The organism is Limnobacter litoralis, assembly GCF_030160455.1.
Taxonomy (GTDB): domain Bacteria; phylum Pseudomonadota; class Gammaproteobacteria; order Burkholderiales; family Burkholderiaceae_B; genus Limnobacter; species Limnobacter litoralis.
The window spans coordinates 273,597-289,150 of record NZ_BSOJ01000015.1; the positions used below are offsets into that span (position 1 = coordinate 273,597).

The following is a 15,554-nucleotide window of genomic DNA, read 5'->3' on the forward strand; positions in this document are numbered from 1 at the left end:
AGATGACTCAGAGCCATCCGTTTCTTCAAAAAAGACCTTGCCAGTCGATCCTTCTGGTCGCTTTGGTAGGCGCCATTCTGGGCGCTTGTGTCGCCCTTTTCGTTCAGCACTGGAAAAGCCAACAGACGCAGAACGCGCTGTGGCAAACGGATATTCCGTTTTTGAAAATGATGAATTATCACCACGATCAGGCCATCACACTGGCTGAACTGGTGTTGCCCAAAGCGCAAGGGCAAGTGGCACAGCTGGCGCATCAAATCGCAGCCCAGCAGCGAACCGAGACAGGTATGTTTCGTGCTCTGTTGCTGTCCTGGAACGCGCCGGTGATCCCTCAAAAAATCCAGATGGACTGGATGATTCCCCACGCCACGCTGGATGACCTCGCCTTCATCAGCCGTTGCAATGCCTCTGGCTTGGGCATGGAAGGATTGGCCACAATGGCACAAATCAATGAACTGGCGCAAAGCCCGCCTGATGCAGCCAACACGCAGTTCCTTCATTTGATGGCCGCCCACCACAGCGCGGCATTGCCCATGCTCGACTACGCGCGGCGCAATGCGTCAACCCCCGTTGTACGGAACATGGCTGCAAGCATGTGGGCTGCACAGCGGGATGAACTGGTGTGGATTCATGCCCTGCTGCGTCAGCGCCACCACTAGTTACTTCTTGTGAATGTCCTCAATGACCATGTCTGAATCCAGTTGGAATTCAACGTGATCCCCTTTCTGCAGGTCTTTTAACATGGCGGGGTCTTTGACCTTGTAATTCATGGTCATTGGCGGCATTTTCATGCTCTTGATCAAGCCGTGTTTAAGAGTCACTTTGCCTTGGTCGGCAAGCACATTCTTCACCTCGCCCTGCACCATTTCTGCATTGGGGTCTGCTGCATGCGCAATCGCGTTCAAGCCAAGAAGGCAGGCCACCAACAGTGGCTTGGTCAATGTCGTCAATTTCATGTGTATTGCTCCTTTAAAAATTACTCGTGGCTCATGCTTGAGCCGGGTTTGCTGACTTTCACTTCCAGATTCTTCGGGACATCGGCCGAATATTTCACCGGCATGCTGCCTTTGCCAGCCGATGAATTGCGCTGCGGCTCACGCACCAGCCCCTTGAATTCATAGGCCACAGTGCCGTCGGGATGTTTGAACCAGCCCGGGTCGCTGTAATCGCCAGGCTTCTGGTCTTTCCTGACTTTCAACACACTGAACATGCCTCCCATTTCAACCGAGCCAAAGGGTCCGTCGCCTGTCATCATTGCAACCGTGTTTTCAGGCAGTGGCATGTCCATCTCGGTCATGTCACCCATGCCGCGGTCGCCCATGGCCATGTAATCGGGCAACAACTTCACCATTTTCTTGCTGATACCAGTGTGGTCAACACCAATGAATGTCGGCACCTTGTGCCCCATGGCGTTCATGGTGTGGTGGCTTTTGTGGCAATGAAAGGCCCAGTCACCCTCCTCATTGGCGATGAACTCGATTTGCCGCATTTGACCCACGGCAACGTCGGTCGTCACTTCAGGCCAACGCGCCCCCAAGGGCACGGCACCGCCATCGGTCCCTGTCACCTCAAACTCATGCCCGTGAATGTGAATTGGATGATTGGTCATGCTCAGGTTGCCAATTCGAATGCGCACCCGGTCGTTTTTGCGCACACAGAGTGGGCTGATGCCCGGAAACACCCTGCTGTTCCAGGTCCAGAGATTGAACTCCAGCATCGTCATGATCTTCGGCGTGTAAGCACCGGGTTCAATGTCGTACCCATTGAGCATGAAACAGAAATCTCGATCCGCTTCACGAATCAAGGCGCTTGGCACTTTGGGGTGCGTGATCCACATGCCCATCATGCCCATGGCCATTTGACTCATTTCATCGGCATGGGGGTGATACATGAAGGTACCGGGGCGTCTGGCCACGAACTCGTACACCCAGGTTTTACCGGGGGCAATGCCCGGCTGATTCAGGCCGGTCACGCCATCCATGCCATTGGGCAGGCGCTGCCCGTGCCAATGTACGCTGGTGTGCTCCGGCAATTTGTTGGTTACGAAAATTCGCACCTTGTCGCCCTCAACCACTTCAATCGTGGGCCCCGGGCTTTGCCCGTTGTAACCCCACAGGTGCGCCTTCATTCCAGGTGCCATTTCACGCACCACGGGTTCAGCCACCAAGTGAAATTCTTTGACGCCATTGTGCATGCGCCAAGGCAAAGTCCAGCCGTTGAGGGTGACCACCGGGTTGTAGGGCCGCCCCGTGTCTGGATGTAGTGGCGGCATGGTGTCCGGTGAGGTCTGGATAACCGGTTCAGGAATGGCGGCCAGCGCCACTTTGCTGACGGCTGCTGCGGCCACAGCGCCGCCGGTCATTGCCGTTTTCTTGAAAAACTCTCGTCTTGAATTCATTTCATTGTCCCCTGTTGGCGGGTCTGCCGACCTGCTCAGCCTGCAATTCACCGTCGGCCATCCAGAAATCCGATTGCGCTTCGATCGCCTTCATGACGCTTGCAATCATGTTTCTGTTTTCGGCCAACAGCTCGAAGGTGCCCACAATCATGCCGTTGTAACGAAGCTGGGCCTCATCGACGAGCGTCTTCTGCATGGGTACGATTTCATCCTGGTATTGATGGGCAATTGCATACGCGGTTTGATAATTGGAATAGGCACTTCGAAGTGAAGAGCCCGCGTTGCGCAAAGCCGCTTCCATCTGGTTGGCTGCGGCCAGGGTGCCCGCCTTCATTTCAGACCGCTTCAAACCACCCCAATCAAACAATGGCAAACGAATACCCAATTCATACCCGGTGGGTGTGGTGTTGGTGCCGTTGCTGTCGTTGAAGACAGTCTTGCGGCGCAAACCCAATTCCACGTCGGTGAAGCTCGACAATTTGCCCACACCCTGCGCTTGGGTGGCGTAGTCAAATTCGGCCTTGGCCAACTGAACATCGAGTCGCGTGCGCAGGGCCTCAGCCCCCCAATTTCCAGGTGGTGCTGGCTGCTTCGGCAAATCGGGCAAACGCTCTGGCAATTTCAATTGTGCGGTCTGTTCATTGCTCAGCCCCAGTGCCCGAACAAGAGTCTCGCGGGCCTGGCTGGCTTTGTTTTGCATCACGGCATAGTCCGCAGCTGCCTGCGCGTAGAAGACCTGCTCTCGCAGACCCTCGAAACGGCTGTAATTGCCAGCGGCCTGCAATCGCTTCGCCAGGTCAGCCACAATTTCAGCGTTGTCCAGCACTTGGCGCGAATAAACCGCCATCTGGCGTGCCGACACCGCCATTACCCATGCCTTCCGAACCATCGACACCTGATCCACCACGGTTGCGGCCAGTCTCAATTGTTCCAGCCTCAGATTGCGGTCGGCCACCCCTTTGCGCAAGGGGTAGGTCAGCACATCCAGCAAGCCAAAACTCAAGGTGCGAGTCAACTCAAGTTCATCGACTGAAGCCAGTCTTTCAAATGTAAAAACCGGATTGCCAAGGCGGCCACCTTGAGCCGCTGCACTGGCCTGCGCCCAGTGCATGGCCAATACCCGTTGAAAGTCAGGGCTGTTGAGCAAGGCGACCTTCACAGCCGAAGCCATGTCAAGCGGCTTGGCCAACAGTGCCTCCGCCTGCTCACGCGCTTGTTGCTGTTCTTCAGCATTCATGAACAACTGCGCATTGCCCGCTGTAAACGACGAGTATTGTCCGTTAACCTGACCCAAATCGTCTTTCATGTTCACAGTCGTGCAGGCACTCAAGGCCAAAGCCGTGGCCATGCAAATCAAAGACCTTTTCATGGCTGACCTCCATGCCCGTTCATGTGCATGTGCATTTTCATGTCCATGTGGCCTGGGGGGTTGGCTGCAGGGGCTTGAGGTGCGGTTTGGGTCGCACTGGCTGGCGCGCTTGTCTCAGGCTGATCCTGATAGGGCTCCATGGCGTAGTTTTGCCAGCCACCATGGTCACGAACCCGCTGATTGGCGAGGTTCCAGTTCTGTAGCTTGGGCTCTGAGTAGCGTTGGTAGCCACCTAGAAGATTGCCTTCGCCGCCGAGCGCTTCGGCTTTGACGGAGAGGGGCATAGCCAGCAGTGCCAAGGCAGCACTCAAGGCCGTTTTGTAAAATGCAAATTTGTACATATTGATTTCCTGCTTGTCTCAATGCAGAGACGCGTTGAAACAGGATCAGGACACGCTAGCGTCCTAAATCCGTGCGATCAAGGCTGGGGAAATCAAGCTTTGGGTGGTCGCTCCAGACGAGCAAGCTCCGCCTGCAAAGGGCTGGGAAGAATTTGAGCCCCAAACACGGGGCTTTGAACGTCGGTGAAGTGCAATACTTCAGAAGGAAGAAATCCGGCGGATATGGCGCAATGCTGACCGCACGGCGAATTGTGTTTCATGTCGCCAGGCTGGCTGCCGTGTTTGCCCATGTCGTGACAATCCATCGATATGGAGGCCACCTCAACTTGATGAAGCGCAGCAGCTTTTGTGCCACTCGCACTGAACGTTGGCGCATGCATGGCAGCCATCGCCACGCTTTGAATCAGCATGGTCAAGGCAAGCAAAAAGGCGACAAAAACGTTTTTCACATGAATTACAACCTATATAACTCCTACAGTCTACCATCATCTGACCGATGCGTCATCTGTCCGCCGAAGGCTGTGTTCGTGCGTTAAAGCTGCCAGCTAACTCACTTAACAAAGGGCATGGCACCATGAAAAAATCGGCGTTGTTTTCCACATTGTTTGCCTTATTAATTATGGCAACTGGCTTGGCCTGTGCAGCCAGCGAGCCCACCATCAAAGAGGTGTATCAAGCTGCAGAATCTGGCCACCTGAGCCAAGCACAGTCCATGATGGACATAGTCCTGAAAAATCACCCCAACAGCGCAAAGGCCCACTTCGTTGAGTCAGAGCTGTCAGCAAAACAAGGGGATCTAGCACGTGCACGGGTTGAATTTGGCAGGGCGAAGGCACTTGAACCCTCAATGGGCTTTGCAAAACCTGAGGCCGTCGTAGCTTTGGAGACCCAACTGCAAGGTCCAACAGGGCCAGCCGCAAGCTCTTCCTCTCTAACTCATAGAACCGGCTTGCCTTGGGGACTATGGCTTGCAATTGCCCTGTTTGCGATTTCATTGATTGCCTTTATGCGCAATCGAAATAGACCTGATCCAGCACTTGCACAGATACCCGGCAATTTCCCCACTTCAGGTGGATTCGGTTACGCCAATCCACCTGTTGGCCCACAAGGCGGTGGCGGCTCTGGGCTTCTCGGAAGCCTAGCAACGGGTGCCGCAATGGGTGCGGGCGTGGTTGCAGGCGAGGCATTGATGAACCGCATTCTGGACGGACATCAATCCGGGAATGGACAAGCTTTGAACTCATTGGCAACAATTCCGAATGAAAGTAAAGCGAACTACGACATGGGAGGAAACGACTTTGGGCTGCAAGATGACAGTAGCTGGAACGACAACAACTTTGACGACACCAGCAACGATGACTCCTGGAACTAGTTGCGAAAACGGTTGAAATTACGCTAGGACCCATGGAACTTTACTCGTGTGATTGGTCTAAATATCAGCTTAATAAATACTTAAAACACATCGACCATGGCTAGCCGCCCCTTTCCACGGCCTGAAAAAAAGGTTCATGCCACCCCATTCAGCGGCATCAAGATCACCCGCAACCGACAATCAATTCACACGGATGCGCTATGGCAATTGTTCAACAGGCACGGCCTCTCACACATCGTGGACTGGCACTCGCTGGAAGGCGGTGATGTGCTACAGGTTTGCCTGAAGATGGACTGGCTGGTCCGTTGGCTACCAGACAAGGACACAGCAAGAATACAGGTGAGTCCGGAATACCGACAATCACCACCCGCACTGCGCCCGCTCACGGAAATCCTGATTTGCATGCTGGCCAACCCGTTTCCGGCAGAATTCACGTCGCTCGACGAATTGAACATACATCTGGAAATGCGGGCAGAAATCGCTCAGGCTGCAGCAAAAACCGAGATGAATTTTCACACGGAAGCGGTTCATCGACCTACCCAGTTCTGGTCCTACGACGAAGACAAAGGCTTTACGCTGAAGGCGGGAAAGGATTTGGTGGAAGCACTTGAGTTCACCACACAGCCCGCACTTTCTGGCGACAGATTTTCCTTTTCGTGTTACCGAGCCACTGAATATGTCATCTTGCTGGGCATCTCAAAGGTACTTCGGCAAAGGCGGCCCAGGCAGTACACTGAACTGCTGCAACAGTGGAACATTGAACCACTTCAATCGAGCCGTTTTCACGAACACTTTCTAGTTGAATCGGGCTCGCTGGACAACCCATTTCCCATGCGTTTTTACACACCGGGTGATCGGGTCTGGTTCAAAAATCCAGACCTTCCCTCCTCCGATGTGGCCGGCTATGAGGGCTCATGGGTCATTTATTTGGGTCAAGGCAAATTCACGAATTTCTGGGACAAACAAAAGCCCTTTAGCCTGATGACCAAATGCGTGGAGGTTTATCACTGGCGAGATGGACTTTCAAGCAACGCAACGGGGATGGCAACAATCGACGAAACCCTTGTTGCGCAAGAGGTGGCAAAGACACTTCAAAATCAAGACAGGCTGGCGCTTATTGCCGACAACATGATGCGTTATCGAGACCCCGCAGGGGTGTATGCCCAAGGTGGTTGTATAGACGCCAGCCGAGAAGCACCCATCTGCTTTGCCTGCAACTGACACCACGCTGCCGAAACAAAAAACCCGCCACAAGGGCGGGTTTTTTCGAATTGGCGGAAGCTCAGGGATTCGAACCCTGGAGGGGCTCGCACCCCTGCCGGTTTTCAAGACCGGTGCATTCAACCGCTCTGCCAAGCTTCCGAGCCCGCAATTATAACCACATTCAATCAGTGGGTACAAGAACTAATCGTGTTTTTCATCCAAACCAAGGCGTTTTTTCATGGCGTGCAAACTCATGAATGACGTGATCGCAATGCAAGGAATGGCCACCGCAATCACTATTTCAGGCGAAATGTGCAAAATACCCAGTTCTTTCAGGCCCTTGGCTATGTATCCACACACGCTGGCACCGTAGTAGGAAATGGCGACAACCGACAAGCCTTCAACCGTTTCCTGAAGACGCAGCTGCAATTTGGCACGCCGGTCCATGGACGTCAGCAAACGGTGGTTCTGTGATTCCCGTTCGATTTCGACGCGGGTGCGCAAAAGCTGGGTAATCCGTGAAATACGCGCGGCCAGCTCATCCTGACGCCGCGCGGTCCAGGTACAGGTTTTCATGGCTGGGGCAAGACGTCTGTCCATGAATTCACCAAAGGTCTGCATGCCAGACATCGGCAGCTCCTTAAGCTCGGTGATCCGCTTTTTCACCAAATCCGTGTAAGCCTCGGCTGCGGTAAAACGCATGCGGTTTTCAGCGCTAAGCTGTTCAACCTTGGCAGCCAGATCGGTCAGCTGTGAAAGCAGCTGACGATCCATTTCCAAGTCTTCGGCGGTCACCGTTAAAAACACCTCGGGCTTGCTGGTGTTCGACATGTCGGTGGCCAGGCGCACCAATTGTTCTTCGTAAGACGTCAATTTGGGAATGGCGGACCGCGCAACCGGAAAACTGAGCAGTGCCATCATCCGATAGGTTTCCATTTCGATCAGACGCTGCACAACACGGCCAAGCTGACGAGAACCCATTTTCAAGTTACAAATCAGAATACGGGTGGCGCCACGATCCGCAATCCGCAAATCAGAAAAGGCTTGACCAGCGCCATTGGCGATCATGCCACCGATCAAGGTGTTGCCATCAAAGTAACCAGCCACCTCGTGGGGCTCACGCACCTTGGTGGTTTTTTGAACAAACAGCTCAATAGCGACCAACATGACACCGGGCAACGCCGCAAGCCAACTGGGTGGAAGGCGTCGGGTCACAGGGCGATCAAACACGATGGCGTGGTCTGCACGCTCAAAAAAGGTGAGGCTAATGAACTCGTTGTGCTTTTCGAGCCGCAGACGCAGTGCTGCTTCGCCCAGGTTCAGGTTCAAATTCACCTGAGGTGCAGAAAGTTCAAGATCCGACACCTCGGGGCAGCCGCAATAGTCGATCAACTTCTTCAGTTGCTCAACAATCTGGGCCGTCACGTCCTTTTGAACCAGCAAGGCAATGTGAAACACCCTTTCCTGCGGCCAAAGCACCTCGGTTGGCCGGGAATGCACTTCGTCGTTGAGTGACTGCCGCAGCGGGTACGCTTCGGGTAATTGTTTGTTTTTGTTCATGAGTTCGACGCGTGAGCTGCGTCAGCTTTTTTCGCGAATGCTGGGCCAGGCCTTTATGAGGTAGTAGCACATGGACCAAACCGTCAACACTGCGGCCACATAAATCAGCAGCGTTCCAAGAAAGGCAAGATCAATGCCCATCCAGCTTGAGTCGGCCAACAACATCGGGATGGCCACCATCTGCGCAATGGTTTTTAACTTGCCCAGTGAATTGACGGCCACGCTGTTGCGTGCGCCAATGCTGGCCATCCACTCGCGCAGTGCTGAAATGGTAATTTCACGACCAATGATGATGAGCGCGATGAATGGGCCAATGCGGTTCAAATCCACCAATACGATGAGTGCAGCGCCCACCATTAATTTGTCTGCAACGGGGTCCAGAAAAGCGCCAAATGCAGAGGTCTGATTCCAGCGGCGTGCCAAATAGCCGTCAAAGGCATCGGTCACCGCGGCTACCACGAAAATCCAGGCGCCTACCCAGTTTTGCATGTCCACAGTCATCAGGGTGTCTGGCAGAAAATAAACGCCCACCACCAACGGGATCAAGACGATCCGTATCCAGGTCAGCAACATGGGCATATTCAAAGGCATGACTGTCTTCTCTTCTGTTGTCGTTTTGTTATGGTCAAGAATATAGCAGGGAACTAGTGCAAACGCCGGTATATCTCTTCGGCAAGGGTTCGGGAAATACCCTCGACCGTCAGCAAATCCTCGATGCTTGCCGCCTTGACGCCACGCAGCCCTCCAAAACGCACCAACAGCTTCTGTTTGCGCTTGGCACCAATGCCTTCAATTTCATCCAGCGCAGAGGCCTGTCTTGCCTTGGCACGCTTGGCGCGCATGCCTGTGATTGCAAAGCGATGGGCTTCGTCTCGAATTTGAGCAATCAGCATCAGGGCTGGGCTGTTCACGCCCAGCTCAAGGTCAGGGCGGCCGTCCACAAACACGAGGGTTTCGAGGCCCACTTTTCGGTTTTCACCCTTTTTAACGCCCACAATCAGACTGATGTCCAGCCCGAGGGTTTCAAACACCTCGCGCGCAATGCCCACTTGCCCTTTTCCACCGTCGATCAGTACCACGTTCGGCATGGGCATGTCTGCTTTGCCTTCGCGCTGGTAGCGACGGGTCAGGGCTTGGCGCATGGCCGCGTAATCGTCACCGGGGGTAATGCCCTCGATGTTGTACCGCCGGTATTCCTTGTTTTGCATGTCGTGGCTGTGATACACCACACACGAGGCCTGGGTTGCTTCACCTGCAGTGTGGCTAATGTCGAAACACTCAATGCGCAGCTGGGCCAGTATGTCCACTGGCGCATCGCTGTCGGGCTGATCCACATTGCCTTGTTGCTGAATCTGCTCTTCCAGCACACTCTCGAGCCCAAGCAGATCACACAAGGCGCGGGTTCTGAATTGGGCAGAACCGCGCTCAGCCACTCTCCGCTCAATGGCAATTACCGCGTTGTCGATGGCCATGTCCAGCCATTTTTTGCGATCACCCTGCGGCTGGCGTATCAAATGAATACGTCGTCCGGCCTGCTCGCTGAGTGCGGCCATCAATTCTGGGGCATCCAGGTCCTGATTGACCACCAGAACGGCGGGCAAAGGCCGGTCCACGTAGGTCTGGCTTAGAAATGCCTCCAGCACTTCGTTGGCCATGTCGTCGTCCACCTGTGCGATGGTCGGAAAAAACGGCCGATCACCCAAGTGCCGACCACCGCGCACCATGGCCAGATTCACGCACACCGTGCCGTCCTTGACCACCACGGCGATGACATCGGCGTCGTCGTCGCCACCGGTGGTGTCGACCGATTGCTTTTGCAACACACGTGAAAGGGCTGAAATCTGATTGCGGTACATGGCGGCACGCTCGAATTCCAGCAGTCCGCTGGCCTCCAGCATTTTTTCTTCCAGTTCAGCCAGCACCGACTTGTGATCACCGCGAAGAAAACGGCTGGCGGCAGCCACGTCGCGCGCGTAATCTTCTGGGGAAATGTGGCCCACACATGGCGCACTGCAGCGCTGTATTTGGGCCTGCAGGCAGGGCCTGGACCGGTGGGCAAACACGGTGTCTTCGCAGGTGCGCAGCAAAAACACGCGCTGCAATATCTGAATGCTTTCTTTCACGGCCCAGGCATTTGGATAAGGGCCAAAGAACTGGCTCTTTTTGTCCACAGCACCGCGATAATAGGCCACGCGTGGAAACTGGTGATTGGTCAGGCGCAGGTACGGGTAAGACTTGTCATCCCGAAACAGAATGTTGTAGCGCGGATTCAGGCTTTTGATCAGGTTATTTTCAAGCAGCAGGGCTTCTGCCTCTGTGCGCACCGGCGTTACATCCACCCTCACGATGCGCTCCACCATGTGCGCAGTGCGGGGGCTGGCGTGCGTCTTTTGAAAATACGACGACACCCGCTTTTTGAGGTTCTTGGCCTTGCCCACATACATCACCACGCCGTTGGCGTCGATCATTCGATACACGCCCGGCCGGGTCGTCAGCTGTTTCAAAAACTCGGCGATGTTAAATTCAGCGTGTTCATCCACCACGGCCGTGCTCCAGAAATTCGCAGGCTGCCTGCACCACCGATTCAAACATGGGCGCGGTCAAGCGGCCGGTCTGGGTGTTGTAACGGCTGACATGGTAACTGTCGAACAGTCGAAATGCAGACAGCTGGTGTTGTGCGGCGTGACCAAACTTGAAAGCAGACTGGGCAAGGCCCTGAGCTTTGATGACAGCCTGATGGGCCACCAACCCCAAGGCGAGAACAGCCCTGGGCTGGCTGATTTCCAATTCATGGCTCAAAAAACGATTGCAGGTTTTGATTTCGGCAGGCGTAGGCTTGTTTTCCGGGGGCACACACTTTACAGCGTTGCTGACACGGGCGTTCACCAGCTGAAATCCATCACCCACCGCAACCGAGACTGCCCGGTTGGCAAGCCCGAACTTGTGGAGCGTGCTGTAAAGCAGGTCGCCACAATAATCGCCCGTAAACGGCCGACCGGTGCGGTTGGCGCCTTGCAACCCAGGTGCCAGCCCTACGATCAGCAATTGCGCTGAAGGGTCCCCAAACGGCGGAACAGGCGCATTGAAAAAGTCAGGATACCTGGTGCGGTTGCCCTCATGAAAACTGGCCAGCCTTGGGCAGGCCGTGCACTGCACATCAAACACGCCCAAGGGCCAATGCTGGTCCACCTTCAAATTTACCCCATGGCTTTGCGGGCGTTGAAGAACATGCGCATCCAGGGTGAAAACTCGCCAGCATCACCAGGGTGCCAGCTCATTTGCACGCTGCGGAACACACGCTCGGGGTGCGGCATCATAATCGTGAATCGACCATCCGGCGTGGTAAAGCCAGCCAGACCATTGGGCGAACCGTTGGGGTTGAATGGATACTGCTGAGTGGGCTCACCCTTGGAGTTGGTGTACTGAACCGCCATCAAACCGCCGGCCAGCAATTGATCCATCTTGCCCTGGCGGCTGAAATCGGCTCGACCTTCGCCGTGCGCAACAACCACCGGAATCACCGAGCCTTCCATGCCTTGCAACAAAATGGACGGTGTTTTGTGCACCTTGACCTGCACCAAGCGCGCTTCGTATTGCTCGGATTCATTGCGCATCAAACGCGGCCAGGTGTCTGCACCCGGAATCAGATCAGACAATGTGGCCATCATCTGGCAACCGTTGCAAACGCCCAAACCAAAAACGTCTTCGCGCTGAAAGAACGCAGCAAACTGATCAGCAAGCACGGCGTTGTAACGAATGGTTTTTGCCCATCCTTCGCCCGCGCCCAAAACGTCGCCGTAGCTAAAGCCACCGCACGCGGCCAAACCATTGAAACCCGCCAGCTGATGCTTGCCCGTCAACAGGTCGCTCATGTGCACGTCCACCGCTTCAAAGCCGGCCAAGGTGAAGGCGGCAGCCATTTCCAGCTGACCATTCACGCCTTGTTCACGTAAAATGGCGACGCGTGGCCTGGCACCGCTTTTGATCATGGGCGCTGCCGGGTTTTCTTGAGTGTCGAATGCAGGCTTCCAGACCAGCGAATCGGGCAACTGGGCAGCCACCTCGTGCTCGGAGTCGGCGCAAGCCGGATTGTCGCGGCGCTTGGCAATTTGCCAGGAGGTGTCGTCCCACAAGGCCTGCAAAGTGGTACGGCTTTCAGAGTACACACACTTCGCATCGCGATAAAACTCAATGACATCCCGATCGTTGGGCTTGCCCACAATGTGGCTGTGTGCGCTCAGGCCGTGCTTGCGCAACACGTTCATGGCTTCACTCTTGCGCTGCGCTGGCACCTGCAACACCACGCCCAATTCTTCGTTGAACAGGGCTTTCAGCGTGATTTCATTGCGCTGCACACTGACCTGTTCGGGGCGAATCTTGAAATCACCCCAATCGGCCATGGTGGGGTCGATGGTCAGCATGTCGAGGTTGATTGACACCCCACAACGGCTGGCAAAGGCCATTTCACTGAGGGTGGCCAGCAGACCGCCATCTGAACGGTCGTGATAGGCCTTGACGAGGCCCTCAGCGCGCAACACTTTCATGGCGTCAACAAAGCTGCGGATGGCTTCAGGATTGTCGACATCGGGTGTCGCCTCGCCGATCTGGTTGAGCACCTGCGCCAAGACACTGGCGCCCATTCGCTGCTTGCCCTGCCCAAGATCAACCAGCACCAACACCGTGTCTTCCGTGGTGTCCAGCACAGGGGTCAGGGTCTGGCGAACGTCATTCACTTTGGCAAAAGCGGACACAATCAAGCTGACGGGCGACAACACTTCCTTGTTGACACCCTCTTCCTGCCAACGGGTGCGCATAGACAATGAGTCTTTGCCCACGGGAATGCCGAGGCCAAGCTGTGGACACAACTCCATACCGACCGCCTTCACGGTGTCAAACAAGGCCGCGTCTTGCCCTGCCGTGCCACAGGCAGCCATCCAGTTGGCTGACAACTTCACATCCTCAAGCTTGTCGACCGGGGCTGCCAGCAGGTTGGTCAGCGCCTCGGCAATGGCCATGCGACCAGACGCAGGTGCATTCAGCACTGCCAACGGCGTGCGCTCACCCATGGTCATGGCCTGACCAGTGTAACCGGTGAAATCGTTCAGGGTAACGGCCACATCGGCCACTGGCACTTGCCAGGGTCCAACCATTTGGTCGCGGGCAGTCATACCGCCCACGGTGCGGTCACCAATCGAAATCAAAAAACGTTTGGAAGCCACCGTGGGGTGCTTCAACACACCCTGCACACACGGTGCAATTTCGATGTTGGCCAGATCGATCGGAGCTGCCTTGGGGGCTTGTCGCTTGTCGTTGCGCTCCATGCGCGGGGCCTTGCCCAATAGCACCTCCATGGGCATGTCCACGGGGCTGACTTCAGACTGTTCGTCCAGCACTTTCAACTGCAATTCGTCGGTGATCTGACCCACCACACTGAACGGGCAACGCTCACGGGCGCACAAGGCTTCAAACAGCGACAAAGACTCAGGCGCAATGCCCAACACATAGCGCTCTTGAGACTCGTTGCACCAGATCTCGGCAGGGCTTAAACCCGACTCATCCAGATTGACCTTGCGCAGGTTGAATGTGGCACCCTTGCCCGCCGTGTCAGCCAACTCAGGGAATGCGTTGGACAAACCACCTGCACCCACGTCATGAATGGACAGAATGGGATTGTTATCACCCAGGGTCCAGCAACGATCAAGCACCTCTTGGGCGCGACGCTGCATTTCAGGGTTGGATCGCTGGACAGAATCGAAATCAAGCGCCTCGGTGTTGGTACCTGCGTTCATGGAGGAAGCTGCGCCGCCACCCATGCCGATACGCATGCCAGGGCCGCCGAGTTGAATCAACAAGGCGCCGGCAGGCAGGTCGATCTTGTGGGTGTGATTGTCGCGAATGCTGCCGATGCCACCGGCGATCATGATGGGCTTGTGATAGCCGTACACCGTGTCACCCACATGTTGCTCGTAGGTGCGGAAGTAGCCACCCAGGTTTGGGCGACCAAACTCATTGTTGAAACTGGCCGCACCAATTGGGCCTTCGATCATGATCTGAAGAGGACTGGCAATGCGGCTGGGCAAACCAACGGCGGCTGCGTTCAAGCCCTCCCGCTTTTCCAGCGGCAAGGTGGCATCTACGCCGGATTCCCAGCTTTCCGGCGCACCAAAGCGCAGGCTGGAAGTGGTAAATCCGCACAGACCGGCTTTGGGCTTCGCACCGCGACCTGTCGCGCCTTCATCCCGAATTTCACCGCCCGAGCCGGTTGCCGCACCCGCGTAAGGCGAAATGGCAGTGGGGTGGTTGTGAGTTTCCACTTTCGCCAGGTAATGCGTCAATTCTGTGTGAGGGCGATAAACACCATCTGCGTCTGCAAAAAAGCGGTCGGCCTGCCCCCCTTCCAGCACTGCTGCGTTGTCCGAGTAGGCCACCACGGTGCCCTGCGGCGTGGTTTTGTGGGTGTTTCGGATCATTCCGAACAGCGACATGTCCTCCGGCTTGCCATCAACCACCCAACTGGCGTTGAATATTTTGTGGCGACAATGCTCAGAGTTGGCCTGCGCAAACATCATCAGTTCAACATCGGTGGGCGAACGGCCCATCGCCTTGTAGGCGTCCATCAGGTAATCAATTTCATCGTCGCTGAGCGCCAGACCCAACTCGCTGTTGGCCTTCACCAAGGCAGCGCGATCACCGTTCAGTTCAACGATCTGCAGGGGCTTGCCCTGCAGCGAAACGAACAAATTTTCAGCCTTGAAATCGTCTGGCAGCACGGTTTCAGTCATGCGGTCAAACAGGCAGGCCTTCAAGGCGTCCAGCGCAGCGCCTTCCGGTACTTTTGCGCCGCCCAGCAAGCCCTTCTTGAACTCAAGCTGAAACTGCACGCCACGCTCCATGCGAACCACGCCTTCAAGGCCTGCATTGTGAGCGATGTCAGTGGCCTTGCTGGCCCAGGGGCTAACCGTACCCAGGCGTGGCACCACCACGCACTCTAAGGTGACACCGTTCAATTGTTCAGCGGGGTCGCCGTAATCGAGAAGACCCTCAAGCACTTTCATCTCGGCGCTGGACAGCGCCGCTTTGCTGGCGACAAAATGCACATACCGAGCCGCCACGCCCGTCACATTCGGATTGACCGCCTGAAGCTTTTTGAGCAGACCTTCAGCACGAAAAGCAGACAGTGCGCGGGCGCCCCACAGGGTAGACACGACAAATTGATCTTCAGAGGACAAAGCGAGAGACATGACGGCTTGGATGAAAGATTGAGTGAATGTTGAATTATAAAGGTTATGCACCCACCCCACTGACTTAATG

Annotated in this window: 13 protein-coding genes and 1 tRNA gene; 3 read left to right on the plus strand and 11 right to left on the minus strand. The window is 55.5% G+C overall.

All coding sequences use genetic code 11. The features are described from left to right. Positions 1–2 precede the first annotated feature (2 nt). Positions 3–659 (plus strand): DUF305 domain-containing protein, encoded by a 657-nt coding sequence (locus QQJ87_RS08385; RefSeq protein WP_284281183.1) that lies wholly within the window; start codon positions 3–5, stop codon positions 657–659. Here the strand turns inward: QQJ87_RS08385 and QQJ87_RS08390 are convergent, their stop codons facing one another. From QQJ87_RS08390 to QQJ87_RS08410, 5 genes are all read right to left on the minus strand, one after another. Beyond that, the gene (locus QQJ87_RS08390; protein WP_284281184.1) at positions 660–956 is read right to left on the minus strand and encodes a copper-binding protein; all 297 of its coding nucleotides are present in this window, start codon (positions 954–956) and stop codon (positions 660–662) included. It abuts the gene before it with no gap. Positions 957–976: 20 nt separating this feature from the next. Continuing rightward, positions 977–2,398, minus strand: a complete 1,422-nt coding sequence (locus QQJ87_RS08395; protein WP_284281185.1) for a multicopper oxidase family protein — start codon at positions 2,396–2,398, stop codon at positions 977–979. A gap of 1 nt (position 2,399) precedes the next feature. After that, complete coding sequence (locus tag QQJ87_RS08400) at positions 2,400–3,767, minus strand: TolC family protein (RefSeq protein ID WP_284281186.1); 1,368 nt, start codon at positions 3,765–3,767, stop codon at positions 2,400–2,402. Continuing rightward, entirely contained in the window at positions 3,764–4,108 is a 345-nt protein-coding gene (locus QQJ87_RS08405; protein WP_284281187.1) for a hypothetical protein, read from the minus strand. The genes QQJ87_RS08400 and QQJ87_RS08405 overlap by 4 nt, the downstream gene beginning before the upstream one ends. A 92-nt stretch (positions 4,109–4,200) precedes the next feature. Then, on the minus strand, positions 4,201–4,557 hold the full coding sequence (locus QQJ87_RS08410; RefSeq protein ID WP_284281188.1) for a hypothetical protein: 357 nt from the start codon (positions 4,555–4,557) through the stop codon (positions 4,201–4,203). A gap of 125 nt (positions 4,558–4,682) precedes the next feature. Here QQJ87_RS08410 and QQJ87_RS08415 point away from each other — a divergent pair, with 125 nt between their 5' ends. Together QQJ87_RS08415 and QQJ87_RS08420 are read left to right on the plus strand one after the other, a co-directional pair. Next, positions 4,683–5,480 (plus strand): tetratricopeptide repeat protein, encoded by a 798-nt coding sequence (locus QQJ87_RS08415; protein WP_284281189.1) that lies wholly within the window; start codon positions 4,683–4,685, stop codon positions 5,478–5,480. A gap of 96 nt (positions 5,481–5,576) precedes the next feature. Continuing rightward, on the plus strand, positions 5,577–6,701 hold the full coding sequence (locus QQJ87_RS08420) for a hypothetical protein (protein WP_284281190.1): 1,125 nt from the start codon (positions 5,577–5,579) through the stop codon (positions 6,699–6,701). Between the two features lie 51 nt (positions 6,702–6,752). Here QQJ87_RS08420 and QQJ87_RS08425 read toward each other — a convergent pair. From QQJ87_RS08425 to purL, 6 genes are all read right to left on the minus strand, one after another. Then, positions 6,753–6,842 (minus strand) — tRNA-Ser (locus QQJ87_RS08425). A 42-nt stretch (positions 6,843–6,884) separates the two neighbouring features. Beyond that, positions 6,885–8,243 carry a DUF3422 family protein gene (locus QQJ87_RS08430; protein ID WP_284281191.1) on the minus strand — a complete coding sequence of 453 codons (1,359 nt, stop codon included), beginning with the start codon at positions 8,241–8,243 and terminating at the stop codon, positions 6,885–6,887. Positions 8,244–8,264: 21 nt separating this feature from the next. After that, a complete protein-coding gene (gene pgsA / locus QQJ87_RS08435; protein ID WP_284281192.1) occupies positions 8,265–8,834 on the minus strand; it encodes a CDP-diacylglycerol--glycerol-3-phosphate 3-phosphatidyltransferase in 570 nt (189 codons plus the stop codon). A gap of 53 nt (positions 8,835–8,887) precedes the next feature. Then, complete coding sequence (gene uvrC / locus QQJ87_RS08440; protein ID WP_284281193.1) at positions 8,888–10,786, minus strand: excinuclease ABC subunit UvrC; 1,899 nt, start codon at positions 10,784–10,786, stop codon at positions 8,888–8,890. Further along, the gene (locus QQJ87_RS08445; protein ID WP_284281194.1) at positions 10,776–11,432 is read right to left on the minus strand and encodes a uracil-DNA glycosylase; all 657 of its coding nucleotides are present in this window, start codon (positions 11,430–11,432) and stop codon (positions 10,776–10,778) included. Before QQJ87_RS08445 ends, uvrC begins: the two co-directional genes overlap by 11 nt. Positions 11,433–11,440: 8 nt before the next feature. Beyond that, the gene (gene purL / locus QQJ87_RS08450; RefSeq protein ID WP_284281195.1) at positions 11,441–15,484 is read right to left on the minus strand and encodes a phosphoribosylformylglycinamidine synthase; all 4,044 of its coding nucleotides are present in this window, start codon (positions 15,482–15,484) and stop codon (positions 11,441–11,443) included. Between the last annotated feature and the right edge of the window lie 70 nt (positions 15,485–15,554).

Coding starts and splice junctions, on each gene's coding strand:
- QQJ87_RS08385 (WP_284281183.1), top strand. CDS start 3: ATGACTCAGAGCCATCCGTTTCTTCAAAAAAGACCTTGCCAGTCGATC.
- QQJ87_RS08390 (WP_284281184.1), bottom strand. CDS start 956: ATGAAATTGACGACATTGACCAAGCCACTGTTGGTGGCCTGCCTTCTT.
- QQJ87_RS08395 (WP_284281185.1), bottom strand. CDS start 2,398: ATGAATTCAAGACGAGAGTTTTTCAAGAAAACGGCAATGACCGGCGGC.
- QQJ87_RS08400 (WP_284281186.1), bottom strand. CDS start 3,767: ATGAAAAGGTCTTTGATTTGCATGGCCACGGCTTTGGCCTTGAGTGCC.
- QQJ87_RS08405 (WP_284281187.1), bottom strand. CDS start 4,108: ATGTACAAATTTGCATTTTACAAAACGGCCTTGAGTGCTGCCTTGGCA.
- QQJ87_RS08415 (WP_284281189.1), top strand. CDS start 4,683: ATGAAAAAATCGGCGTTGTTTTCCACATTGTTTGCCTTATTAATTATG.
- QQJ87_RS08420 (WP_284281190.1), top strand. CDS start 5,577: ATGGCTAGCCGCCCCTTTCCACGGCCTGAAAAAAAGGTTCATGCCACC.
- QQJ87_RS08430 (WP_284281191.1), bottom strand. CDS start 8,243: ATGAACAAAAACAAACAATTACCCGAAGCGTACCCGCTGCGGCAGTCA.
- pgsA (WP_284281192.1), bottom strand. CDS start 8,834: ATGCCTTTGAATATGCCCATGTTGCTGACCTGGATACGGATCGTCTTG.
- purL (WP_284281195.1), bottom strand. CDS start 15,484: ATGTCTCTCGCTTTGTCCTCTGAAGATCAATTTGTCGTGTCTACCCTG.